This is a genomic window from Shewanella sp. 1311 (assembly GCF_059338235.1).
The window spans coordinates 4,129,032-4,154,180 of record NZ_CM181686.1; the positions used below are offsets into that span (position 1 = coordinate 4,129,032).

Annotated in this window: 17 protein-coding genes; 12 read left to right on the forward strand and 5 right to left on the reverse strand. The window is 46.9% G+C overall.

All coding sequences use genetic code 11. The features are described 5' to 3' along the window. Positions 1–7: 7 nt before the first annotated feature. The 6 genes from AC5YB3_RS18260 to AC5YB3_RS18285 all read left to right on the forward strand — a co-directional run bounded on the left by AC5YB3_RS18260 (position 8) and on the right by AC5YB3_RS18285 (position 11,847). On the forward strand, positions 8–2,539 hold the full coding sequence (locus AC5YB3_RS18260) for a glycogen/starch/alpha-glucan phosphorylase (RefSeq protein ID WP_494525886.1): 2,532 nt from the start codon (positions 8–10) through the stop codon (positions 2,537–2,539). Positions 2,540–2,729: 190 nt separating this feature from the next. After that, entirely contained in the window at positions 2,730–3,992 is a 1,263-nt protein-coding gene (gene glgC / locus AC5YB3_RS18265) for a glucose-1-phosphate adenylyltransferase (RefSeq protein ID WP_006085131.1), read from the forward strand. Positions 3,993–4,177: 185 nt separating this feature from the next. Further along, on the forward strand, positions 4,178–5,797 hold the full coding sequence (locus AC5YB3_RS18270; protein ID WP_494525887.1) for a glycogen synthase: 1,620 nt from the start codon (positions 4,178–4,180) through the stop codon (positions 5,795–5,797). Between the two features lie 130 nt (positions 5,798–5,927). Beyond that, positions 5,928–8,975 carry an EAL domain-containing protein gene (locus AC5YB3_RS18275; protein WP_494525888.1) on the forward strand — a complete coding sequence of 1,016 codons (3,048 nt, stop codon included), beginning with the start codon at positions 5,928–5,930 and terminating at the stop codon, positions 8,973–8,975. 129 nt (positions 8,976–9,104) lie between these two features. Then, complete coding sequence (locus AC5YB3_RS18280; protein WP_259578157.1) at positions 9,105–10,523, forward strand: DEAD/DEAH box helicase; 1,419 nt, start codon at positions 9,105–9,107, stop codon at positions 10,521–10,523. 217 nt (positions 10,524–10,740) lie between these two features. Beyond that, positions 10,741–11,847, forward strand: coding sequence for a CobW family GTP-binding protein (locus tag AC5YB3_RS18285; RefSeq protein ID WP_494525889.1), 1,107 nt, complete (start codon positions 10,741–10,743; stop codon positions 11,845–11,847). Between the two features lie 150 nt (positions 11,848–11,997). Here AC5YB3_RS18285 and AC5YB3_RS18290 read toward each other — a convergent pair whose 3' ends face one another. Next, positions 11,998–12,759 carry a substrate-binding periplasmic protein gene (locus AC5YB3_RS18290; RefSeq protein ID WP_126491456.1) on the reverse strand — a complete coding sequence of 254 codons (762 nt, stop codon included), beginning with the start codon at positions 12,757–12,759 and terminating at the stop codon, positions 11,998–12,000. A gap of 665 nt (positions 12,760–13,424) precedes the next feature. Here AC5YB3_RS18290 and AC5YB3_RS18295 point away from each other — a divergent pair. Continuing rightward, positions 13,425–13,949, forward strand: a complete 525-nt coding sequence (locus AC5YB3_RS18295; RefSeq protein ID WP_259562027.1) for a DUF3087 domain-containing protein — start codon at positions 13,425–13,427, stop codon at positions 13,947–13,949. A gap of 100 nt (positions 13,950–14,049) precedes the next feature. Here the strand turns inward: AC5YB3_RS18295 and AC5YB3_RS18300 are convergent, their stop codons facing one another. After that, on the reverse strand, positions 14,050–15,591 hold the full coding sequence (locus AC5YB3_RS18300) for an MFS transporter (RefSeq protein ID WP_494525890.1): 1,542 nt from the start codon (positions 15,589–15,591) through the stop codon (positions 14,050–14,052). Positions 15,592–15,991: 400 nt separating this feature from the next. Here AC5YB3_RS18300 and AC5YB3_RS18305 point away from each other — a divergent pair, with 400 nt between their 5' ends. From AC5YB3_RS18305 to AC5YB3_RS18325, 5 genes are all read left to right on the forward strand, one after another. Next, positions 15,992–17,347 carry an MATE family efflux transporter gene (locus AC5YB3_RS18305; RefSeq protein WP_063882661.1) on the forward strand — a complete coding sequence of 452 codons (1,356 nt, stop codon included), beginning with the start codon at positions 15,992–15,994 and terminating at the stop codon, positions 17,345–17,347. A 482-nt stretch (positions 17,348–17,829) separates the two neighbouring features. Next, the gene (gene bdpA, locus AC5YB3_RS18310) at positions 17,830–19,341 is read left to right on the forward strand and encodes a BAR domain-like protein A BdpA (RefSeq protein ID WP_006085141.1); all 1,512 of its coding nucleotides are present in this window, start codon (positions 17,830–17,832) and stop codon (positions 19,339–19,341) included. Positions 19,342–19,551: 210 nt separating this feature from the next. After that, on the forward strand, positions 19,552–19,887 hold the full coding sequence (locus AC5YB3_RS18315) for a glyoxalase superfamily protein (protein ID WP_494525891.1): 336 nt from the start codon (positions 19,552–19,554) through the stop codon (positions 19,885–19,887). A 118-nt stretch (positions 19,888–20,005) separates the two neighbouring features. Beyond that, complete coding sequence (locus AC5YB3_RS18320) at positions 20,006–20,515, forward strand: hypothetical protein (RefSeq protein WP_071939135.1); 510 nt, start codon at positions 20,006–20,008, stop codon at positions 20,513–20,515. A 344-nt stretch (positions 20,516–20,859) separates the two neighbouring features. Further along, positions 20,860–21,207, forward strand: a complete 348-nt coding sequence (locus AC5YB3_RS18325; RefSeq protein WP_006080873.1) for a hypothetical protein — start codon at positions 20,860–20,862, stop codon at positions 21,205–21,207. A gap of 157 nt (positions 21,208–21,364) precedes the next feature. On the opposite strand, the gene AC5YB3_RS18330 is transcribed toward AC5YB3_RS18325, so the two are convergent. The 3 genes from AC5YB3_RS18330 to AC5YB3_RS18340 form a co-directional block, all read right to left on the reverse strand. Beyond that, positions 21,365–22,543 (reverse strand): AAA family ATPase, encoded by a 1,179-nt coding sequence (locus AC5YB3_RS18330; RefSeq protein ID WP_107404112.1) that lies wholly within the window; start codon positions 22,541–22,543, stop codon positions 21,365–21,367. A gap of 634 nt (positions 22,544–23,177) precedes the next feature. Continuing rightward, positions 23,178–23,747: a LutC/YkgG family protein gene (locus AC5YB3_RS18335; protein ID WP_006080875.1), complete on the reverse strand. Its 570-nt coding sequence runs from the start codon at positions 23,745–23,747 to the stop codon at positions 23,178–23,180. 1 nt (position 23,748) lies between these two features. Next, the gene (locus AC5YB3_RS18340) at positions 23,749–25,143 is read right to left on the reverse strand and encodes a lactate utilization protein B (RefSeq protein ID WP_226058769.1); all 1,395 of its coding nucleotides are present in this window, start codon (positions 25,141–25,143) and stop codon (positions 23,749–23,751) included. Between the last annotated feature and the right edge of the window lie 6 nt (positions 25,144–25,149).

Below are 25,149 nucleotides of genomic sequence, written 5' to 3' on the forward strand. Positions count from 1 at the left end.
ATTAACTATGACTGACGAAAGCGAACTGAGCCCAAATACCAGCGAAAAAACCGTATCATCCGCGCCAAAAACGGCGAGTAAGAAGGCGCCAACTAAGCGTCAGGCCAAACCTAAAGCCGTTGAACCCTGTGAGCCCTGCGATGCTTTGCCCGCTTCTTTTGAGCGCCATTTACGTTATGGACTCAGCCGTGGCGAAGGTGTGAGCTGCGAATTATTTCAAGCGTTGGCCTATAGCGTCAAAGAACAGATGCTAGACAATTGGCGTCAGACCCGTGTGGATGACAGCCATTTTCAGCGCAAGCAAGTGGCGTATTTATCCCTTGAGTTTTTGATGGGCCGGGCGCTAGGTAATGCACTGCTGAGTTTAGATCTACAGCAAGATAGCCGTGATGCCTTGAGCAACTATGCGGTATCACTGGAAGAGTTAGAAGAAGCCGAACATGATGCCGGTTTAGGTAACGGCGGCTTAGGTCGATTGGCAGCGTGCTTCCTCGATAGCTGCGCCAGTATGGACTTATCCGTGACGGGTTATGGCATACGTTACGAATATGGCATGTTCGCCCAGAAGATAGTTGACGGTTATCAGGTTGAGCGTCCCGACCGTTGGCTGCGCGAAGGTAATCCGTGGGAAGTGCGCGTGCCGACCCACAACGTGACAGTGCCATTTTTTGGTCACACTGAATCCTATGTCGATAAACAGGGTCGCAGGCACATTATTTGGGTTGAAACCCAAGATGTGCTCGCCGTCGCCTATGACATGCCAGTTCCCGGTTATCGCAATGGACGGGTGAATACCCTGAGATTGTGGAAGGCCGAAGCGACCAATGACTTTGATTTAGCTGAGTTTAATCAAGGCGACTACACAGAAGCCGTGGCCCGTAAAAACTTGGCCGAGCAGATCACTATGGTGCTCTATCCCAATGATGCGAGCGAGAACGGCAAAGAGCTGCGATTACGTCAGCAATACTTTTTATCCTCCGCCAGTTTGCAAGATTTGCTCAAACGTTGGGTGAGTCGTCATGGTCATGATTTCACCCAGTTTGCCGCTAAAAATGTGATGCAGCTGAACGACACTCACCCCAGCATTGCCGTACCTGAGTTGATGCGGTTATTGATCGACGAATACGGTTTGGAATGGGACAGTGCGTGGGCGATTACCAGCCAGACCATGGCGTACACTAACCATACCCTATTGCCAGAAGCACTAGAGCGTTGGCCCGTGCGCATGATGGCGCAGATGCTGCCACGCATTTTAGAAATCATTTATGAAATCAATGCCCGCTACTTAGATTTAGTCGCCCACCACTGGCCGGGGGACGCTAGCAAACTGGCGAGTATGTCGATTATTCAAGATGGCCCCCATCCCCATGTGCGCATGGCGTATCTGGCGATTGTGGCGAGTTTTTCGGTCAACGGCGTCGCGGGTTTACACACGCAACTGCTTAAATCTGGGTTGTTTAAGGATTTCTATGAGTTGTGGCCGTACAAGTTTAATAATCGCACCAATGGCGTGACGCCAAGGCGTTGGCTTGCCCATTGTAACCCAGCTTTAGCTAAGTTATTGACGGCTCATTTAGGTAAAGAATGGGTGACAGATTTAAGCCAGTTAACGGCGCTCAATGCCCTCACGCAGGACACGGCATTTATCCAAAAATGGCGTGATGTGAAGCAAGCCAACAAGGCTTTGCTGGCGAAGATGATTGCTAAAGAATGTGGCGTCGAGTTCGATCCATCTATGTTGTTTGATGTGCAAGTGAAGCGTATTCACGAATATAAACGTCAGCTGCTCAATATCTTACATGTGGTTCATCTCTATCATCAGATCCAACAAGGCCACACCGAAAACATGGTGCCACGTTGCGTGTTGATCGGCGGTAAAGCGGCGCCCGGTTACTTTATGGCTAAGTTGATCATCAAGCTCGCCAGCAATGTCGCCCATATGGTCAATTCCGATCCTTTAGTCACGCCTTACCTACGTTTTGCTTTCTTACCCAATTACAACGTCAGCGCCATGGAAAAAATCTGTCCGGGGACTGACTTATCCGAGCAAATTTCGACCGCGGGTAAAGAAGCATCGGGCACGGGCAATATGAAGTTCATGATGAACGGCGCACTGACGATTGGCACTATGGATGGCGCCAATATCGAGATGTTAGAGGAAGTAGGCTCAGAGAACTTCTTCCTGTTTGGACTCAATGCGGAGCAGGTCTCAGAGGTACGTAACCACTATCATCCACGCAGCATTATTGACGATTCACCGGCGTTATCTGAGGTGATGAAGTTACTCAAAAGTGGTCATTTCAATCTGCTGGAGCCGGGGATTTTCGATCCGATTATTGCCGCCATCGAAAGCAGCGACGATCAATGGATGACGGCCGCCGACTTTGACAGTTATCGAGTCGTGCAAGAAGCCGTGGCGCGGGCCTATAAAGATCCGCAGGTTTGGACGCAGATGAGTATTCGCAATACCGCCGCTAGCGGGCGTTTTTCGAGTGATGTGACGATCGCGGGTTATCGCGATGAAATTTGGAAACTGTAAGGGCTGGGCTTTGGGTTATAAGTCTTGTTATAGCGGTTGAGTATAAGCGTTAAGTGTTTGAAAGGAATGCAGCAATCAATGGAAGGAATGGGGAATGCAAGTGAGAAATACTCAGGGGAATACGGCAGTTTCTGCCGTATCGAGAAGCCATTTATGGGCAATCAGTTTGCCGATTTCGGAGTAAGAGCCTATGTCTAATGTTCGTTATATCAGTAATTTAACTCGTGAAACCTATGCGTTGATTTTAGCTGGTGGGCGCGGGTCTCGCTTGCATGAACTCACGGATTGGCGTGCTAAACCGGCGCTGTATTTCGGTGGTAAGTTTCGTATTATCGATTTTCCGTTGTCTAATTGCATCAACTCGGGTATTCGCCGCGTAGGTGTGGTCACTCAGTACAAGTCGCATTCCTTGATCCGCCATGTGATGCGCGGTTGGGGCCATTTTAAGAAAGAGTTAGGCGAGTCGGTGGAGATTTTACCCGCCTCACAACGCTATTCGGAAAACTGGTATCAAGGCACCGCCGATGCCGTATTCCAAAACATCGACATCATTCGCCACGAGTTACCTAAGTATGTGATGGTGCTGTCGGGCGATCACGTGTATCGCATGGATTATGCGGGGTTATTAGCCGCCCATGCCGAGTCGGGTGCAGACATGACAGTCTCATGCCTTGAGGTGCCTATCGCCGAAGCGGCGGGTTCGTTTGGGGTGATGGAAGTCGACGAAGAGATGCGCATTTTAGGCTTTGAAGAAAAGCCGCTGCAGCCTAAGCATTCTCCGGGTAATCCTGAAATGTGTTTAGCATCTATGGGCAACTATGTGTTTAACACAGAGTTTTTGTTTGACCAACTCAAGAAAGATGCCCTAAACGAAAGCTCAGATCGTGATTTTGGTAAGGATATTATTCCTGCGATCATCGAAAAACATAATGTGTTCGCCTATCCCTTTAAGAGCGCTTTCCCGAACGAGCAAGCCTATTGGCGCGATGTGGGGACGCTAGACTCTTTCTGGCAAGCGAATATGGAGCTGTTATCGCCCACGCCAGCACTGAATTTGTACGATGCGAAATGGCCAATTTGGACTTTCCAAGAACAATTGCCGCCGGCTAAATTTGTGTTTGATGACGATGACAGACGCGGTATGGCGTTGGACTCGATTGTCTCGGGCGGTTGTATTATTTCGGGTGCGACCGTGCGCCGTAGCGTATTGTTTAACGAAGTACGTGTCTGTTCTTATTCGTTGGTTGAAGATTCTGTGGTGCTACCCGATGTGGTCGTGCTGCGCCATTGCAAAATCAAGAATGCCATACTCGACCGTGGCTGCATTATTCCCGAAGGCATGGTGATAGGTTATAACCATGATCACGACCGAGCCAAAGGTTTTAGGGTGTCGGAAAAAGGCGTCACTTTAGTGACCCGTGACATGCTAGGTTTACCAGTGGGTTATGAATAGCGGTTGCAATTCATCTTTTGAGTCGCCAAGCATAACGAGCACAAACGGCATAGAAACGGGCTTAAGTTTGAGCTTTAAGTACGGGCTTAAGTTTAGTGTTTAGATTAAGCCCTTAGATTTAGCGCTTAGGTACAGTCAGCTTATTAATAAGCCGCTGAAATGAAGTAGCGGGAGTATCCAATTAATTGAAACAACGCATTTTAATGGTCGCGGCTGAAAACGGTGCCCTTGCGGGCGCCAAGGTTGGCGGTATGGCGGATGTGATCCGTGATTTACCCGACGCTTTGGCGGGTGTGGATTTGTGCGCCGATGTGATTATGCCAAGCTATGGCTTTTTGACTGCGGTCGCGAATCAACCCCAAGATTTGGGTGAGTTAACCGTGGCCTTTGGCGGCCGATTGGAGCGGGTGTACGTGTTTGCCATGCCCCATCCTCAAGTGCCAGAGGCGATGATTTATCTGCTCGAACATGCATTATGGCAATCCGTACCTGGGCAAATTTATAGCCAAGGCAGCGTCGAGCGTCCTTTTGCCGACGATGCAACTAAGTTTGCTTTCCTTTGTGCGAGTGTCGCCACGGCATTAGCTACGGGCCGAGTGCCAATGCCAGCTGTGCTGCATTTACATGATTGGCATGCGGGCTGCTTAGCCATGCTTAGGGCGTTTGTGCCTGAGTTCAGCGCTCTCAAAGAAATTGAGTGTGTGTTCTCCATCCACAATTTGGCGCTGCAGGGGATACGCCCCTTAAGCCAGGACTCGTCATCGTTTGCGGCATGGTTTCCCGAGCTATTTGCGTCTTTAACGCAGGGGCAAAAACAGCTGATCACAGATCCCCGTTATCCCCACTGCGTTAACCCAATGCGCATGGGGATAGTGCTGAGCGATAAAGTGCATTTAGTCTCACCCAGTTACGCCAAAGAAGTGTTACAGCCCTCCAAACCAGAGGCGGGATTCTTTGGGGGCGAAGGGTTAGAGCATGACTTACAGGTCAAGGCGAATGACGGCAAAGTGGTGGGGATTTTAAATGGCTGTGTATATTCAGCAGCAGCCGATGTAAACCCTAAGCCAAAGGCGCGCATTCAAGGGGCACAGTTCAAGCAACTGCTCAGTGCGATTGAGACTGCGTTAGTGCAATGGCAGGGACGTCAAACCCAAGTGAGCGGCGTAGATATGATTGCCTTTGCGCGCACACAAGCCCATTGGCGCCAAGCAATAGCGGAGCAAGTACCGAGTCTGTTACTCACTTCGGTAGGCCGTTTGACCGATCAAAAAGTCTTACTGCTGCGCCATCAATTGCCCTCGGGCTCATCTGTGCTTGAGACCTTACTTAACGCGTTGAAGCTAACAAAACCTACGGCGCTACTTATTTTACTCGGCAGCGGCGATGCTTCCATTGCTAAGTCCTTCCAAGCGTTAGGGGCTAAATACGATAACCTATTATTTTTGCAGGGATATAACGAGGCGTTATCCGAGGCGTTGTATCAGCATGGCGATCTATTTTTGATGCCAAGCTCCTTTGAGCCCTGTGGCATTAGTCAAATGCTCGCGATGCGCGCCGGACAGCCTTGCTTAGTGCATGGTGTGGGCGGATTGAAGGATACCGTTGAGGATGGCGTGACTGGCTTTGCTTTTAACGGCAATAGCTTAGACGAGCAAGCCGAAGCTTTTTTGCAAAGGTTGATGCAAGCCATTACTTGTTTCGAGGGGAAAACATGGCCAAAGGTGCGTGCGGCGGCCATGGCACAGCGTTTTGACTGGCATTCCATTGCTGAACAATATCGTCAACAACTCTATTGCAAAGTGTGATGCAGCATATACAAAGTGTGATGTGGTAAAAGGAATTAGCGCATGATTTCTAAGTGATTCTGCTACACTAGTGAGGGGAATGTTAAAATTGTATCAAGCCCCCTCATTTATTGGAGTCGCTCTCTGAGTCATGGATAAAGGTATTCTCTTTCCGTTAGTGCAAAATGCGGCTTTGCTGCTGGCGTTGGTATTTTTGTACGACGTGATCCCTAAAAAGCATCAGCGGCAGTATTTCTTGCTGTGGCGTATCATTATTGGGATGCTCATCGGTGGTATTGGCATCACCATCATGAGCACGCCTTGGATATATCAACCGGGCGTTTTTTTCGATACTCGCTCGGTTATCCTCTGTATTTCAGGCCTCTTTTTTGGTGGTTTACCGACCTTTATTGCTGTGGTGATGACGGCGCTATATCGTATCAGTATTGGTGGCGCTGGGATGTGGATTGGCGTCGGCGTGATAGTGTCATCCGGGTTAATTGGGGTGATCTGGCGTCAATATCGTAAATCCTATTTAGCGAACATTTCAGGTAGAGAAATCTTTCTCTTCGCCTATGCAGTGCATATCATAATGCTGCTGTGGTTTGTATTTTTACCCAATGGCATAGGAATGCCCTTGCTTGAACAAGTCACCCTACCTGTGCTCACCATTTTCCCCATTGCGACTTGGCTATTAAGCCGCTTGTTATCGCGACGTTTTGAATTAGAGCGTGATGAACAAATTCGTCTGCAGGATGATTTCCTATTTCGCAGTCAATTCAACGCGGGCAACATTGGTATTGCGATAACGGGGATTGACCAAAAGTGGATAAAGGTGAATCCACGTTTATGCCAAATGCTCAAATATTCAGAGGCTGAATTGCTGCGGATGACGTGGGCGCAAATCACCCATCCCGATGATTTAGAAACCGATGCGCTGAAATTTGAGCTTATGTTACAAGGCGATATCGATAATTACGAGATGGATAAGCGTTTTATCGTTAAAGACGGCAGCGTGGTTTACACCCATATGACAGTCGCCTGCAAACGGGGGGGCAATAACGCCGTGTTGCTTGTTATTGCTGGATATTTAGATATTACTGCCCAAGCCTTTGCCGACCAAGAGGTACTTGCTAGTCGTGAGCAACTCGAACTGGTGCTGAGCAGTAGCGATCTTGGGGTATGGGATTGGGATATTCGTAATGATCGTATCGAACGTAATGCCCGCAGCGCCGATATTCTCGGCTGCGATGTGGATATGCTCAACGCTAACAGTCGCCAATGGATGGACGCAATCGTCGCCGAAGATAGGCCTAAAGTGCTGCATTCGATTGAGGCCCATATTCGCGGCGAAACGGCGCAGCATAAGATGGAATATCGTCTAAATACACTCAATCGCAAAGTACGCTGGATTTTAGACACGGGCAAAGTGGTGAGCCGTGACGCCAATGATAATGCTCTGCGGATGTGCGGAACCTATACCGATATTACCGACGCAAAACTAATCGAAGAATCATTGAAATTGTCGGCGCTGGTATACGACAACAGCTCAGAAGCTATGAGTGTACTCGATGAAAAGGGCGTGATCATTACCGTCAACGCCGCCTTTAGCGTGATGACCGGCTATCGTGAATTTGAAGTGCGGGATCAACATATTCGGTTGCTCTATTGTGACCTCAATGGTCGCGATTTTTACACTCAAATGAACAATGAGATCCGTGAAAAGGGCCAATGGCAAGGGGAAATGTGGCAGCGGCGCAAGAACGGCGAGGAATATGTCATCTGGTTAACCATCAATACCATCAATGACAAAGAAGGCCATCCCTATCGGCGGGTGGCGCTGTTTTCTGACATTACCGACAAGAAGCAAAATGAGCATCTTATCTGGAAGCAAGCCAACTACGATACGCTGACGGGCTTGCCCAATCGGCGCATGTTATTGGAGTATTTAAGCAGCGAAGTGAAAAACGCTGACCGCAATCGCAACCACTTTGCCTTATTGTTCTTGGACTTAGATTTCTTTAAAGAAGTGAATGACACCTTAGGCCATGCCATGGGCGATTTACTGCTGATAGAAACCGCGAGCCGCTTAAAATCCTGCGTGCGTGATGCTGATGTGGTGGCGCGTCTTGGCGGCGATGAATTTACTGTGGTGTTAAGTTCGATGGAAGACCATAAGGGCATTGAGCGCGTCGCCGAGAATATTCTGCGGCGAATTGCCGAGCCCTATGTGCTGGGTGAAGAAACGGCTTACATCAGCGCCAGTATTGGGATCACTTTGTATCCCGATGATTCGACCAGTATTGAAGGACTGCTTAAGCATGCGGATCAGGCGATGTATGCGGCGAAAGATCAAGGGCGCAATCGTTTCAACTATTTCACCCCGTCGATGCAGGAATACGCTAAATACCGCATGCGCTTGATCCAAGATTTGCGTCAAGCGGTCGCCTATAAAGAATTTGAACTGCATTATCAACCAATTGTTGCCTTAGCGACGGGGGAAGTGACTAAGGCCGAGGCCTTGATCCGCTGGCACCATGCTGAGCGTGGCGCTGTGTCACCCGCCGAGTTTATTCCGGTGGCGGAAGACACTGGGCTGATTGTTGAAATTGGTAATTGGGTGTTTGAGCAAGCCGCGCGTCAAAGTGCGGCATGGCGCCATGAGTTAGGGGTTGAAATCCAAATCAGCGTTAACAAATCCCCAATCCAATTTCGCGATGAAGGCACACTGCTCAATGATTGGTTGAAGTTGTTGCAAGATCTCAATATCACGGGCGCGGGCGTGTGCGTTGAAATTACCGAAGGCTTGTTATTGGACGCCAGTATGGGCGTGACCGAAAAACTACTGGCCTACCGTGATGCGGGCGTGCAAGTGTCGTTGGACGATTTTGGTACTGGTTACTCGTCACTCGCCTATCTGAAAAAGTTTGATATCGATTATCTTAAAATTGATCAATCTTTTACCCGTCATATTGATACCGATTCAAACGATCAAATTCTCTGTGAGGCGATAATCGTGATGGCCCACAAGTTGGGGATGAAAGTGATTGCCGAAGGTGTCGAAACCGAGGCGCAGCGCCAAGTGTTGTTGGCAGCAGGTTGTGACTACGGCCAAGGTTACTTGTTCTCAAGACCTGTGCCTGCCGCTGAATTTACCCAAAAATACCTGCAGGATCCGCCGTTAGTTTCCCGTGTCTAAGAGGATATTCACTACGGGATGATAATTGCCTATAAAAACGCCGCGGATTTTGCTAGACTCCGCGGCCCCGCGTTGGGGCATTGAGTATCACCTCGCATCAAAGTTTTACTACTTAGCTAAAGAGTCCCTATGAAATTTGAAACACTCGGTTTATCTTCTCCTATTTTGAATGCGATAACTGAGTGTGGCTATCAGCAACTCACTCAAGTGCAAGAGAAAGTGATCCCGCTTGCCTTTGAAGGCAAAGACATTATGGCCTGCGCCCAAACGGGTACAGGTAAGACGGCTTCCTTTGCTCTGCCTGTACTTGAAAAGCTGGCGGCTGAGTCTTTAACAAATGACAGCAATGATAAACCGATTTTACGTGCGTTGGTGATGACTCCAACCCGTGAACTCGCGATCCAAGTCTGCGAAAATATCCAGAAATACAGCCAGTTCCTGCCACTGAAAACCTTAGCGGTTTACGGCGGCGCCAACATGAATCCCCAGCGTAAAGGGGTAGAGCAGGGCGTTGATATTTTGGTGGCAACTCCTGGTCGCTTATTCGATATTATCGGCCAATTCCAGTTAGATTTATCGAGCGTCACGACCTTAGTGATCGACGAAGCCGACCGCATGCTAGACATGGGCTTTGTGCGCGACATTGAAAAAGTGAAACGCTTAATTGCGCCGCAGCATCAAACCATGTTGTTCTCAGCGACCTATAGCGATGCGGTTAAACAACTTGCCGAGAAGATGCTGAATGAACCTCAGTGGGTGAATGTTGCTGACACGACTACCGCATCCACAGTAGTGCAGGAAGTGTATCGCGTTGATAAACGTCGCAAAGCCGAGCTGTTGTCAGAACTCGTTGGCCGCAACAATTGGCGCCAAGTACTGGTTTTTGCTAGCACAAAAGAAAGCGCCGAGCATTTATTGCAAGAATTAAAGCTTGATGGCATAGCCGCAGGCGTGTTCCATGGCGATAAAACTCAAGGCGCCCGTAATCGGGTGTTAGAAGAGTTTAAAGCCAGTAAATTACGGGTGCTGGTGGCAACCGATGTGGCTGCACGTGGGTTAGACATTCAAGCCTTGCCTATGGTGATCAACCTTGAATTGCCTTTCCTTGCCGAAGATTATATCCATCGCATTGGCCGTACAGGCCGTGCTGGATTAACCGGTCGCGCGATTTCGTTCGTGTCACCTTCTGACGATGAAATGCTCGCTGAAATTGAAGCCTTGATTGAGCAGAAACTGCCCGTGTCGGTACAACCGGGTTATGAAGAAGGCACGCCTTTACCTGCCCGCTACCGTGATGCGCCAGCCGCACCAATTAAGCCGATTGGAAAGTGGAGCCATAAGGCGCCGCAGGATCGCACTATTGGTCAGTCTCGTCAGGGCAAGTACGCTAAAGGTAAAGCGCAGGACAGCAAAGCAGGTGGCGAGAAGTCTTCTAGCCGTGCTAAGCCAGCTTCAGGCTCAGGTAAGCCGTTTAACGCGACTAAACCTAAGTCGAATTTGGTGAGCAATAAGTCAGGTTTTGGTTCTCGCGCAAATAAGTCAAAATAAGTTAAGTCAAAATAAGTGAAGCCAAAATAAGCTAAGCCCAACAATCAAGGCTAATAAGCGCCTAGCGCCTGTTAGCCTCGCTGTTTGACGGTTGCCTAGTTAGTTAAATAGCCCCGCCATTCTAAAAGCGCATCCTCACCGATGCGCTTTTTGTTGAGCTTCAAAGCCAATACTTCTACACTCGAGCGCCAAGCTTTCTATTCGAGCGAGTTTCCTTATGATTATCAAAGCGATTCCCACCAATATCATCACAGGTTTTTTAGGCGTAGGAAAAACCTCTTTGATTAAACAATTGCTGGCGATTAAACCCGCGGATGAAATTTGGGCTGTGCTGGTCAATGAGTTTGGTGAGGTCGGCATTGATGCGGGGTTACTGAATTCTTCCGATAACGGCATACAAATTCGTGAGGTAGCGGGTGGCTGTATGTGCTGCGCCGCAGGCGTGCCGACTCAAGTGGCGATCAATCAGTTGATTGCGAAAGCGAAACCTGACCGCTTATTGATAGAACCGACTGGGCTTGGCCATCCTAATGAAATCATTAAAGTATTGAGTGCGCCCCATTATCAGAATGTGATTTCACTGCGCAGTACTTTATGTTTGGTGGACGCGCGTAAAATCCACGATCCCCGCTATCGCGAACATGCAAATTTCATCCAACAGCTGCAAGTGGCCGATGTGATTATCGCGACTAAGTCAGATTTATATGATGCCGAAAATACCAAGTTACTCTATGAGTTACAGACCTATTTAAGCCATATCGAACGCACTGATATTCCTGTAGTGAGCCACACAAACCAGCAACCTTTACCTAGCGCGCTGCTGGATTATTTAAACCAACCAAGGCGCGTTTCACTCAACATTAGCAGTAATGGTGGCATAGTCCCTAAGCTAGGTAATCTTACAACGACTGCTCCTAGCTTGTTCCGCACGGGTGGTTCGCGTTTGAGTGAGCTAAGCCTTTTTGCCGAAGGTGCAATCGAAGTCGCACTCGAATTTGATGCACGCGGCATAGTGCGCAAGCAGAATCAAGGCGAAGGCTGTTTTAGCTGTGGCTGGGTGTTTGATCCAAGGCAAGAGTTTGATTTCGATAAGTTAATGGCGTTTATTCAGCGCCACACTCAGTCATCAGACGTCGGGCAAGTGTTGCTGAGATTAAAGGCCGTGATGATCACTTCTGAAGGGATAGCTGGATTTAACTGGATTGATCATGAGTTTACTGTGGTTGAACTCGATGACAGCTTAGATTCCAGACTAGAAATGATTACCGTGGACGAAGTCAATTGGGACGAGATTGAGCAGCAGTTGCTCGCCTGTCTTTGCTAACTTCTAGCTTCTAATGGTTAACTGCTCACTGGCTTTCCCATCGCCCTTTATTACACATGTGATCATAGGTCAGGCGGGGGCGAATACGCATGGATCAGTAGCGCAGGAGCAGTCGTGCAGAATTATATGCGCAGTAGCAGTCGCGCAGGCTCAGTAAGGCAAGGTTACGCGATATTTTTGGCCGAGTGTCGTAAAGGTGCCATTTTGGATCATCTCATCGAAAAAGCTGTCAAACCTATGTCTTAAGGGATCAAATTTCGCCTGTTTCGGAAATGCCATAAAACCGTCTTGGACATCGATTATCGGCATGATTGGGGTAATTGCCTTAGGGATTTTGATTTGGGCGAGCACGGCATCGGTATTACGGCTGTTTGTGGCGAGTAAATCTAAATCCCCCCGAGAGAGGCGTTCTATCCCGCTTTTAATATCGACAAATTCATTGATGTTCAATGATTTAGTTTGTTCATTAAACGTCGGGCCATAACTCCAACCCTGCATCTTACCAATCCGTTGACCTTTAATGCTGGCATAGTCGCCATTCCAGATTATTTCATGGCCTACACGGGCATAGAACACCATGTTATCGCGGTAAAACGCTTTCGTCGCAAAAGCCAAGTTCGCTTCACGCTCTGGGGTATCGTAGGGACCAATAAGAATATCAGCTTGGCCACGTTCGACCATAGAAATGGCGCGGCGCCAAGGGGTAATTTGATAGTGAATGTTCACACTTTGCTGCTGGGCGAAGCGATTTAAAATATCGACACCTAAGCCGGTATATTCGCCATTGGGCTGTAGTTCGAAAATTTGGTTGAAACTCGCACCCACCGCGAGCAGGTCTTTGGCCTGCGCAGTCAAGCAAAGGCTGCTGAGCGCCAAAAGGACGACTTGTGCAAAGGCTTTGCTGAGTATCATGGCATTCCTTGTGTGGTTTGAATGCGGGAACTTAAGGCACGGTATCTTGTAAAAGCGGCGATATCGTTAGGACATTCACTGAAATTAAGGTTAGCAAATTTTACCCTGATTGGGGCGCACGTTAACATTTTAATGTTTTGAGATAAACGCAAGATTATTTTTCATACGCTGAATCGCAAGGGCATTAAGCCGTTGTTCTTCAATTGATACATCATCCTATCCTTCAGACTGTTTAATGATACCAGTCGTATTAAATATCTGTTCATTCAGCGGGAGTTCAACGCGCTTTAGACAAGGCGAAGGCTTGAAGGCATGGTGGTGCTCTGTCGAAAGCCTTAAACGCAGTATAAAGCGCGTTGAACCCCGCCCTTCGGGAGCCACACAGGCATCCCACTCCCGTGTTGCATTGGCTTAAAAGGGAATGACCATTTCTGCGCCAATGCGCCTTGGATTGAAATGCTTGTGAGGCTCTGAACTGATTAGATATTTAATGTGATTGGTATTTCGCCTAAATGTGTCAATTTGTATCGCTCGCGGGTGAGGATGAGAAATGTATTTTAGCTATGCGTTTAAATCAGTTAAGGCCGAATAAAGGGGATTGCGGTATGCTCTGCCACTAATTGATTGATACGCCAACGCTAGGCGGCCTATTTGAGCGGGATGTTATGAAGCTGCAGGAAATAGATAAAACCTTGTACCGTAAAAACATGAATTTATTCATCGTAATTTTAGTTGTTAGCTTAGTCGTGCTGTCACTGATTTTTGGAGCTGGGTTGATTGCGCTGTTTGGTGCGACGCCTGTGCCGGGTGAGCCAACAGGTAATTTCCATTTGAATCTCTTAGGGGTGATTTTCAGTCTAGGTCTGTGTAGCGCAGTGATTTACAACTTGAAGGACAAACCTTTCTTCAGCGAAATTTATTATGTGTGGCAATTAAAGCAGCTCCATAATCGTATCTATCGCAAGTTGATTAAGATTAAAGCCGCTGCAGCACAAAATGATGTGAATGCTTTGATTATACTGCTGTTTTATTACATCAGTTTAAGGCAAGTGTATGAACTCGATGACAATACGCTGACCTTGCCGGCGCTGACTCAAGATCTCAATCGTTTGAATGCACAAATCGAGAGCTTAGGTTTATTGCTGTCGCCTGAACAATTTACGCCTGATCTGCTGACGCGTCCTTTTTGATACTGACAAGGCAAGATGAAGATCGCTCCTCACCTTGCCATTATCTAGCCCTTATCTTGTCTTTATCGCCCTTACCCCGAATGAGGTCAGCGAGTCCCGCTTAGGCGGCTTGCTGGGCTCTTTGCAGTGTGAGTAACCACTTACCATAGATAAAAATCCCCACTGCTGAGATAGTCCCTATGGCGGCGATGATGTACCACGCCATGCCAATGTTATGGCTGTGGTACAGCAGTTGGGTAAGATCCTGGGCGCTTTCACCTGTGTAGCTCACCAAGGTAGTAAAGGCTTCACCTTGGGGAATGGCGCTAACCTCAGTGCTGTTCATGCCGCGATCTAGCAATAAATCCCGCGAAAATAATTCTTTCGATGCATAAATTTCATAGAGTTTAGGGCCAAAGTAGCCTTCTAATCCCCAGCCGATCCCTTGGGGTAACATCACAAAGCCCAAGTACATGGCTTTTTTACCTTCGGGCGCTATGTTGCCCATAAACTCATTTTTCTTCGGGCTAATCATCATTTCGCCAATGGAGAACATCGCAATTGCGAGCACGATAAACCAAGCCGCATGGAAGGCGCCGATAAATACAAAGGCCAAAATACTCAGCAAACAACCAACAAACATAGCAGTAGTGATACGGTATTTAGCCGTCAGCGCGGCGACGATAAAGCAGCAGGTCATGATCAGGCCCGCATTAAGGTTGAGCATGCCTTCGGGCATCACCTTAGTGCCTTCGTTATTGAGGCCAAGCCAAAATTGCAGAATGCCGTTACTGGTGCCTTCGCTGCCAAAAAGGGATGTGACTATTACGCTGGTATCGACCCATTCGGAAATATGGATAGGCAACACATCGAATAGGGCATTGAACAGGAACCAAAAGCCTGAAAATACCAACATGTAGTAAATCACAATCGGCTTTTTCAGCTCACGCCAAGCATCACGCCACAGGGCTTCTTGTTTGACTTCACCTGACTTGATTTGTTTGTTACGCGCGAGTCGCTCGGCTTTACCTGGCTCTGTATAAGTCAGTAAAAATAAGAAGTTGAGTGAGATAATCGCGGCGCAGGCGAAAAACACATTGTCCCACGACAATTGGCGCATATGTACGGCCACTAACGGCCCGAGGAAACCGCCAATGTTGACGACTTGGTAAAAAATGCCCCAAGCCATAGAGGTATTATTGCGATTGGTGGACAGCACTAAGGTGCCTTGAATGCCCGGTTTAAATATCCCAGTACCGATGGCGAGGAGTAATGCGCCAGCAAGAAAGCCCCAAAAACTGGGGAAGAATGCCATCACCAGATAGCCAAAGATTTTAATGATGGTGGAGCCAAAGATGGTTTCTTTGTAGCCGACGCGGTCAGAGATGCCACCGGTGAATACAGGCACAAAAGTTTGCATGATCGCCCACAGGGAAATAATAATGCCGTAGTCGCTTAGGCTGATCCCTAGGCCGCCAGCAGACTCAGGCGCTTTAGCGTACAGTCCAGCACTGGCTTTTACGCCGTAGTAAGCGATACGCTCGACTAACTCCATCCCGCCGACCAGCCAAAACACATAACCTAAGCTAGTAATGGAAGCCCACATACCGAGCTGTTTGACTTCCCGCAGGTCGTTACCTGCATTTGGACTATTCTGACTCATGTCCTTCCCTTATTGTTTTTATTGAATTTATTATTAATTAAACCATTAATTATCAACATTTTAAGTTTTTATAGTTAATCATTTTATCTTGCTAAAATACGCGAATAGGCTTGCTTGAGCTGATACTTTACCTAATTCGGCCTTAAAGACCAAAAAAGTAGCAAAAAATGATGAGTTAGCCTACATCTGTTATTGGACTGTGCTCGGTTTGTCATTTGACTGAAATTGGACTGTGTAGACTTAAGTCATTGTGATGATTAATCTTTGTGGTTACATCTTCATACTTAACTTGCTTTGAGTTACGGCTGATTTTAGGTACAATCCATTGTCGCATTTTTGTTCACCCGATCATTTTTCTAAATAGATACGACTCTTGCCCCCTTTTTTGTGAGAAACGCTAATGACAGCAATAACATCTAATCATGCTCCTGCGGATATGAGCCTGCTCGAGGAGCCGATTGCGAAGCTTTTTTGGCGCTATACCATACCCACCATTGCCTCTATGTTGGTGACGGGCGTCTATGTGACGATTGATGGCATCTTCGTTGGCCACTATTTGGGTGAAACTGGGCTGGCGGGGATGATGTTAGCCTATCCAGTCGGCGCTATTTTGTATGCGATTGGCGCCATGATCGGCATGGGCAGCGCGGCATTAGTGTCGATCAATCTTGGTCAAGGTAATGTGGCTAAGGCCCGTAAATTGCTCGGTAATGCTTTTAGTTTGTGTTTATTGGCGGGGGCCATTTTTGCCCTCATGGGTGGGATATTCTCGCGGGATATTTTGATCGCCCTCGGGGCGCAGGGGGATATTCTCGAAAACGCCAACGAATACTTGTTCTGGTATTTCGCTCTGTGTCATTTCCCTATTATTTCAATGACCTTCACCACACTGCTACGTAATGATGGTCGGCCATCCATGGTAACTTGGGTGTTGATCTTGGGCGGTGTATTAAACACTTTCTTAGATTGGCTGTTTATTGTGGTCTTCCCCTTTGGTTTAGCGGGCGCTGCGATTGCGACCATGATGTCGCAGGCGGTGACTGGGCTTTTGTGTTTGCAGCACTTTTTCAGTCCTCGGACTCAGTTGAGGATCGACCTTGAGCAGATGAAGCTTAAGCTCGACAATTGCTTGAACATAGCCCGCGTGGGTTTACCCAGCTTTTTGATGAACCTTTATTTGTCGATAGTGTTAACCCTGCACAACACAGCTTTTTTGTGGGTGGGCGGCCCCTTACACGTGGCAGCCTATGGTGTGGTGAGTTACACAGAAGCATTCTTCTATCTGATTTTTGAAGGTATTGCCCTCGGCACGCAGCCAATTTATAGCTTTAATGCGGGCGCTGGGCGTTTCGATAGGGTTAAGCAAGCACGTAATATTGCCTTTGGCATGACGCTGCTCACCGCAGCCTTGGGCTTAGCGCTGATTTATTCTCGCCCTGAATGGCTAGTGTATTTGTTTGCCGGCGATAATCAGAACCTAACGCCTGTGGCGATTGAAGGTATGCGCTGGTATTTCTGGGGCTTACCAATGGAAGGCTTAATCTTAGTCGGCGCGAGTTTCTTCCAAGCGATTAATTGCTCGAAACAAGCCTCTATGCTGACCGGCGCGAAACTTATCCTAATCGCTGCGATTATCTACTGCTTCGCTTGGATGTTTGGCGTGATTGGTGTGTGGGTATCGCTCGCAACCTGTAGCACTATTCTGACGATATGGATGTTCTACGCCATGAAGCGAGTCGAGGCGCGGCTGCAATAACTCTGTTTTGTTCAAGTCTTGTCTGTGCCTGCTTTTTTGCGTGCGCTGATGATGAGGGAAGAGGGCAAAAGAAGGCAAAATAAGCGGCCAGACAAGCGGGAAGAACAGAACCAGAATAGCGGACATAAGTAGTTAGTTTTCCCTGAGTTTCATAATCGATTTTATAATTGATTTCACCATTAATTTCACGATTGTTTTCAGTATCGGGGCGATTCATGGCCCCGATTGCCATTCAACGACTATCTTTCTGCGCCAAACATGACTTAGGGCTAGCGTGGGATGATGGCCTCTGATACATTTCGCTGGTTTAATCTGCTATCAAAAATGACGCCTTCAAGCGGGCGGTTTTTTCGAGGTCATAACCCTCAGAAAACCAGCTAGATTCGCTATGAAACTCGGGTCAGTTGATCGTTGATATAACTGGGTATTGAGCCGAATGACTCGCTCGTTGATTTTAGTAATTTATGTTTTATGAGGCCCTTATGCGCACCACTGCAGTCATTTCTATGCTGTTGCTTGGCGTGTTAACCACTGTTAATGCCAGTGCCAAAGAGAATGAGTTAGTGTTTGCCAGCGACTTTGAAGGCAATCGTTTATCTCAACCTTGGTCGTGGATCATGGGTTGTCAATTTGAAGGCGCAGAACCCCACAGTGGTGAAAGTGCGCTGTTATGTGCCGAAGGTAATAGCAGCATAGTCAGCAAGTACCCCATTTCTGAAGCGGGTCTATTGGAGTTTTGGGTTAAAACCCAAAATACTCAAACCCAGTATCGAATCAATGTATTAACCTCACCAGTATTAAAGCTCGATGCCCAGTGGCAGCATGTTGCCTTAATCGATATCACTCCGGGTGCGAACGAGTATTTAGCACACAGAGTCTCTATCGACGATCCGAGCCGCCAGTATATTCGCCTCGACATTGAGTCCATTAATGGCCCCATCAGTCTGGATGATTTGAGCTTAGATAAAATTCGCCTCGATATGGCCCTGCAAAAAAATGAGCAGAAAATTATCGGTGGCATCTTAGATAAGCTTAAAGCTGACAAGAACTACGAAGTGCAGTCTGAGTCGTTCCGCACCTTAGGTAAAAACTACGCCGCCCAGCTTGAGAGCCAAAGACAATACCTTGAATACTCGAATGCCATCTATTCCAGTATCACCTTTGTGTTGGCGACATCTGAGCGCAACAAGATGTCTAACCCTATGGGATATAACACCTTTAGGTCGGTGCTATCCGACACTAAACGTGTGGCATCACCTATCCAGCAGGCACGCTTGGGTTCTATGGTGAAACCCTTTGGCGACTTAGCCACCGCGACCTTAAATGTGGTCAGTGCCGGTGCTTATTCCGCCTTTGCCGAACCCTTTAAATCATTCTTGGCCGCGACCTTCGATCGCTCCAACTATGACAACAGCGACTTGAGCCGTAGCGATAAAAAGTTTGCCGAAGAAAATGGTCTGAAAATTTATCAGCAGGCCGAACGCTTTATGTCTGAAATCGAAAAAGAGCTGCAACAAGTCACGGCACTAGATAATGATTTAGTCAGCATGCAGAAGAACTTAGATACGTTCCGTAAGGATCTCGATAAGCATCTACGCGGCTATTTACAGCATGCCGGCATTGCCCGCACGCCTGAAAACTACAGCCGAGTGATGAGTAAAGACGAGCAGACCCGAGCACTTGTGATTACTGAGGCCAGCGCCAATATCAGCGCTAAAGCAGAAGCCTTACTCGCTTCTAATAGCAATGCGGAACTGGTGCAATACATGATTAAAACCACTGAGAAGATTGATGAATTTCAAGAATTCAAGGAGCGTTTTAACCAGATCACTTCGGCCATGCTAACCTTCTACGACAAATTTGAACGTTCGATTGCCACTGAACAAAACCCCTTCACCGACCCAAGCGATCGCGCTGTATGGGAGCAACACGCCCAAAGCGCTCGTAACTACATTCGCCAGTCGAAGGAAGCGTTCACTAAAGCCTTTATGTAACGGATTGTTGTGAAAACATCGACTGAGCCTTTTTCATCGAAATGGCAGCGCAAGTCTTTTTCGCTGCCATTTTTTATATCCTCAATTTGTCAAAGCGCTCGTTTAATAAGCCATTTTAATCTGAGCGTGTTGTAGGTAACCCTAAAGTGCATTATGTTGTCGATTTAGAATAGTCAGTTGTTTGGTTTTATCAGTGATGGAGTTGTTGACATGGAGTTTCAGGCTATCCCAATTATGCGGATTTTTGATGAAGATAAAGCCAAAGAGTTTTATCTTGGTTTTCTTGGCATGGAGTTAGATTGGGAACATCGTTTTGAAGAGGGTTACCCTATTTATATGCAAGTGTCGCTTGGCAATTTTGTTTTACACCTAAGTGAACATTCCGGTGACTGCACGCCTGGCAGTAAGGTTTTCGTGAATGTCAGCAACCTAGATAAACTTTTTACACAAATTACTGCAATGCCATACAAATATAATAAGCCAAGCATTGAAGAGGCAACTTGGGGGGGCGAGGTGTTTCACTGTGACAGATCCATTTTCAAATAAGTTATTGTTTAATGAATCATCGGATACATAACAAACAAATGTTATCGCCAGCAAAAAGTGCCGGCTGCAACGTCAACCCGCCGCGCAGCTTTTCGTGCTAAATCTGGGCGTTAAATGTATGCATATCGAACGCACATTTTTCTATTACGAAAGAAGCCGAAAACAACAAGCCAAAGTGCTCGTTTTCAATATGCTATTTTTGCCGCTTATCCTTTGGCTTATTTGGATGTTGATTTCAAAAAATGAGCCTTTTTATGACGAATTCTTGTTTTATATAAAATATATTGTTGTTGGGTCAGAGCTTGTACTATTGTTGCTAGCAGCATGGTTACTTACTCATCCGGCAAAATTTTATATCAAGCTTACAAATTCTGAGTTGAGCTCATTTCATCCTACTTTTAAAGAATGGACGTTCAGCGTCAATCCGCAAGACATTATTGAAATTGAACACAGTACAGATATAGGCGCAAACGCTAGCCTCATTTCAGTGAAAATGAATAATGGTTCATCAGTTTTATTGAGTCCCAACTATCCATATAAGCGAAGCGAACTATACGATGCATTGCGATTGGTTAATCCAAATATAAAAACGCCCAAGAACACTTGGTCGTTCCCTTATAAAAAATAAAAAATCAATTATTGACTGGCCTAGCTTAAAAATGGGATGTCATGTCCTGCAACTCACTGTAACCTTGCTTATCCAAATCAATCACTGCCCATTTGTTTTATTGGGTGGGTTAGCATGTCTAAAATACACCAGTTTTTTAATGAGTTAGCTCATTTTTATGCATCAGCTTTAGCCCTTCAACTTTTAATGACTCTAATTTAAGCAATTTTTGCTCGTACAAGTTGTAGACAAACCAAAAGTGCATTATGTTGTTGATCTAAAATGGATGGCCAGATTTTTGCGTTATCCAAGTAGCTCGAATCGCTCACTACGTTTCGCTAATCATTAGAACTTAAGGTCAAATTATGCAAACTGTTCGTGGTTTAGAAATAAGCCAAAAAGTATTACTTGGTGAAGAAGCGTTTATCAAATATAAACGTGAAAATAGAAAATGGTACGCAATCTTGTGCATGGCTCTAGTTTCCATTTTTATCATGGTTGCCTTCGCTATTATCAATAAAGAGTTGGAACTTGGGATTTACATAGGAGCCTTACTGTTTGTGTATTGTATTCCTTTAGGTGTATTAGCATCCAAAAATAAAAGTAGCCCTGCCATATGGGTTTTATTTACTTTACTTTTTACACCAGTTTTGGGTTTCGTTTTTTCTCACGCTTTAATGACAAGAAAAGGTTTCAAGCATGAGTGGCTTTAAGCTCTGATGAATACAAAGACACCCAGCGCTTTATAGTGCAGTTGTTAATCTCTGACTATGCTTGGGTTAAGCATTAAACAAGGAGGTTTGTATGCCGCACCCTCGCAGAACTCAGATAAGTGTTGAAGACACTCCCGTCTATTACAGAGGAAGAGGTTTACACTGGCTTACAACACACACCATATCTTAAGTTCGCTCTGCGATGGAGTTCATAGACTTCACAACCTAACAATGGCTCAGTTCTATTAAGAACTGCGCCAAAACGCTCAAAGTAGTCTTCATTAACCTGTTTTGCACTAATAAGTGGTACTTCAATACTGACATCTACACGACCTTTACGTATCAACGCTGGGTCAAGATTATCAGGATGATTTGTGGTCATTATTACAAGGCAGTCATCAAGAGGAATGATTCCGTCTAACGCGTTTAGAACGCCACCTAAAGTGAGTGGTGGGTTATCTGCATTGCTTTCAGCAGTTCGTGATACCGTAGCCTTTACACAGTCACAGTCCTCTATTAACAACATAGCTCCGGGCGGTACCTTTCTAATAGCCTTATGAATAGTGGCATCATTTACAGTCGATAGATTCAATATGTATAGATCGCGATGATACTCAACAGCTAAGGCTCTCGCTATACCCGTCTTACCTGTACCCGTTTTTCCATGTAACAGTATGGTTAGCTTACTTACAACCGATTCTCCCCTACTTGCGAAGTTATCAACTTCCCCCATCAACTCCTGCTTAAACCCTTCATCAAGCACTAATTCACTAAAACCCGATGATTTCAATATGCCATAGCGACACCATTCGGTTTCTTCGAAAATATTAACTTTCGGCTCAGTAGAGATGTCTCCACGAGTATCTTCTAAAAAACTATGTAGTTTATCTTTTGCCCACCATGGTGCACTTACAGTAATAGTATCGTATGCCATCGTACTATCGACCTTAGTACGGGTCGCCAACATGATACAACCATGGTATTTAAACAGGTGCATACCGTAGCCGATAGACTTAACACTGACACGCCCGTCGTAACTCATACTATAGTCAAAGTACACAGCCTCAGAGATAGAGCGAGAAAAAAACGGAATGGTAGTATTACTGATCAAAAAGGACAGTTTATTGAATACCTCTGTGCGCGCCTGATGGCTATCGTCGATAGTGAGCCGCACAAACAGCAGGCAACTGAGCCAACTTAACAGCTTCGCGGGGACATCTTTTAGGATGTAGCCTACGAGTCCAATTAACGTTAATGTTAATACTCCAACAATGACAGCCGTCAACAAAGGATCACCATTGGTGAGCGCCTTGATTTGTAGTAATACCTCGTTCATTTACTCACCTTTACTATAAATGCCTAATAGACATAGTCGAGAATACAGCCAACCGAGTCGAGGATACGACCAAGGTATCCTCAGTATGTGCGCTATCGCACGAGGTTAAAGCGACTTGATAAAGCTCCCCTTCTTATCACTAACGATTGCCTTAGGTCGTAGCAATATCACACTTTAAATCAACATCTTAATATTAAATTTATATTTAAGCGTTCACTAACGTACGCAGATAAATGTCAGAGATAGCGCCGTTCATCAAAGAGCAGGATGGCGCGGCTTTGCATCCACGGATTGACTTGAACAACATCCGTGTTTAACTACCAGTTCGCTATCTGATAGGCAGGACGCCTGAATGTCGTGCAATGCAGGGATGCATGAGAACGACCATGGCTCTCGTTCATAAGCTTAGAGGCCCTAGGTTTCTATTCACCGAGTCGGCGAGTGAATGCCATGGCAAGCCTTTAAACTGTTAGTCAATAAACGTTAATTGGTAAGCTGTGTTAGTGGTTTATCAGCCTACAACTCAAATATCATTCAGTGAAGTCTCAATAAGAAAGCCGCTAATGAAGGCGGCTTTCGTATTCGATTGTCCCGTAACCTTTGCGTTTTCTTGGTTACATTAAATCTCGAGGCATTAAAGCAAATACACGTTCAAGCTGCAGGCGCCGTGGGCGCCGACGACGAGGGCTTGTTCGATATCGGCGGTTTTTGATGGACCCGCGATAAACACCCCGAACTCACCTGAGGCTAGCGTGATTTCTTTAGCTGCCTGATGTAGGGTCGGCACAATCTTATTCGCTGGCAGGGCTAAGATCAGGTTTTCACAGATAAAAGGCGTGACTCTGTGGCCTAAATTTTTATTGTTCACCCAAATGGCACCGTTTTCGGCAACGCCAATGTCACCTGGGATCACTGCATAATCTATGTTTTTGAGCTCGTGGGCAGTGGGTGGCATTTCACGGTTTGCCGTGACACCCTCTACAAGGGAGATGACCTGTAACCCTTGGGCGATATGTTCATCGACTTTGGCTTGCAGGGCGACTAAGCCACCTTCTTTATGCAGCGTACCCGCGACCGTATTGAGGTTGGTCTCGAACTGGCCGACGAGATTTTCGACCCTTGGCGTCACATCTATGCTTGGCATAGGATGATTTGTTAAGGCCGACAGTTTGAGCGCATTGAGAATTTCAAGTTTACTAGACATCTTATAGGCTCCTGTGTTTCTTAAACCAAGCTTCGAAGCTGGAGTTCGGGGCGACGGGCAGTTCACGGTATTTACCCCATGCACCGCTAAAGGGTTTTAACAGACTACCCGGTAGAATGCGCAGCGCGGTTCTCGCCACACTCATAGAGCAGTTCAGCATGGTTTCGCTTGCCATAAATTTACCCACTAATGGCATGTAACTGTTTTTGCCATAGGGGAGTTTTCCAGCTTCAGCCTTAAGGCGTCTGTGGTGGAAAATAATCTTATCGAGCGGCACCTTAGTCGGGCAGATATAGGTACAGCTGCCGCACAAGGTACAGGCCCAAGCAATCGAGTTAGTGTCATCAATCTTAGCGCCCACTGCGATGCCAATTGGGCCCGGAATGGTGTAGTTGTAGCTGTAACCGCCAGAGCGACGATACACAGGGCAGGTATTGAGGCAACCACCACAACGGATACACTTCAATGATTCTGCAAGGATTTTATCCTTGAGCATCTCAGTGCGGCCGTTGTCGACGATAATAATATGCATCTCACCTTCGGGCTGTGGGCCACGGTAAAAGGCGCTGTAAGTCGTAACAGGTTGGCCTGTGGCGTTGCGCGCCAGTGTGCGTAGCAAGACGGCTGCGCTATCGATATCGGGCACCACTTTGTCGATCCCCATTGAATGCAACTGCAACTTAGGCAGGTTAGCGCCCATGTCGGCGTTGCCTTCGTTGGTGCAAACCACCACGGCGCCTTTATCGGCAATCGCCATGTTTACGCCTGTCATCGCGGCATCGGCGCTAAGGAACTGTTCACGCAGGTGGGCACGGGCGGCGCGGGTTAAATACAAGGGATCGGATCCCCCCGCTTTAGTGCCGATTTTCTCATGGAAGAGTTCGCCGACTTCTTCTTTCTTCATATGGATCGCGGGCACGACTATGTGTGATGGCGGCATTTTAGCGAGTTGAATAATCCGCTCACCTAAGTCGGTATCTATGACTTCAATGCCGCGCTGTTCTAAGTACGGATTGAGGTGGCATTCCTCGGTCAGCATAGACTTAGACTTCACCAATTTTTTGACTTTATGGCGGGATAAAATGTCATGCACGATGCGATTGTGCTCGGCGCCATCTTTGGCCCAATGGACTTGTATGCCGTTGGCGATACAGTTTTGTTCAAAGGTTTCAAGATATTGAGCAAGATGGGTTAGCGTGTGCAGCTTTATTTCTGAGCCTAACTGACGCAGTTGTTCCCATTCTGGGATGCTACCCGCGGCGCGGTCGCGTTTTTCTCTGAGCATCCACAGGGCTTTTGAATGCCAGTCGACACGGGTTTCGTCGCGGCAAAAAATATCGGCTTTATGGGCATGGACCTGTGAGCCTTGAGCCCCGTGATTATGATTGTAAGCCATGGTGAG

What these genes read in the sequence shown, in the direction of transcription:
- AC5YB3_RS18260 (WP_494525886.1), top strand. Translation starts at nt 8, where the DNA reads ATGACTGACGAAAGCGAACTGAGCCCAAATACCAGCGAAAAAACCGTA.
- glgC (WP_006085131.1), top strand. Translation starts at nt 2,730, where the DNA reads ATGTCTAATGTTCGTTATATCAGTAATTTAACTCGTGAAACCTATGCG.
- AC5YB3_RS18275 (WP_494525888.1), top strand. Translation starts at nt 5,928, where the DNA reads ATGGATAAAGGTATTCTCTTTCCGTTAGTGCAAAATGCGGCTTTGCTG.
- AC5YB3_RS18280 (WP_259578157.1), top strand. Translation starts at nt 9,105, where the DNA reads ATGAAATTTGAAACACTCGGTTTATCTTCTCCTATTTTGAATGCGATA.
- AC5YB3_RS18285 (WP_494525889.1), top strand. Translation starts at nt 10,741, where the DNA reads ATGATTATCAAAGCGATTCCCACCAATATCATCACAGGTTTTTTAGGC.
- AC5YB3_RS18290 (WP_126491456.1), bottom strand. Translation starts at nt 12,759, where the DNA reads ATGATACTCAGCAAAGCCTTTGCACAAGTCGTCCTTTTGGCGCTCAGC.
- AC5YB3_RS18295 (WP_259562027.1), top strand. Translation starts at nt 13,425, where the DNA reads ATGAAGCTGCAGGAAATAGATAAAACCTTGTACCGTAAAAACATGAAT.
- AC5YB3_RS18300 (WP_494525890.1), bottom strand. Translation starts at nt 15,591, where the DNA reads ATGAGTCAGAATAGTCCAAATGCAGGTAACGACCTGCGGGAAGTCAAA.
- AC5YB3_RS18305 (WP_063882661.1), top strand. Translation starts at nt 15,992, where the DNA reads ATGACAGCAATAACATCTAATCATGCTCCTGCGGATATGAGCCTGCTC.
- bdpA (WP_006085141.1), top strand. Translation starts at nt 17,830, where the DNA reads ATGCGCACCACTGCAGTCATTTCTATGCTGTTGCTTGGCGTGTTAACC.
- AC5YB3_RS18315 (WP_494525891.1), top strand. Translation starts at nt 19,552, where the DNA reads ATGGAGTTTCAGGCTATCCCAATTATGCGGATTTTTGATGAAGATAAA.
- AC5YB3_RS18320 (WP_071939135.1), top strand. Translation starts at nt 20,006, where the DNA reads ATGCATATCGAACGCACATTTTTCTATTACGAAAGAAGCCGAAAACAA.
- AC5YB3_RS18325 (WP_006080873.1), top strand. Translation starts at nt 20,860, where the DNA reads ATGCAAACTGTTCGTGGTTTAGAAATAAGCCAAAAAGTATTACTTGGT.
- AC5YB3_RS18330 (WP_107404112.1), bottom strand. Translation starts at nt 22,543, where the DNA reads ATGAACGAGGTATTACTACAAATCAAGGCGCTCACCAATGGTGATCCT.
- AC5YB3_RS18335 (WP_006080875.1), bottom strand. Translation starts at nt 23,747, where the DNA reads ATGTCTAGTAAACTTGAAATTCTCAATGCGCTCAAACTGTCGGCCTTA.
- AC5YB3_RS18340 (WP_226058769.1), bottom strand. Translation starts at nt 25,143, where the DNA reads ATGGCTTACAATCATAATCACGGGGCTCAAGGCTCACAGGTCCATGCC.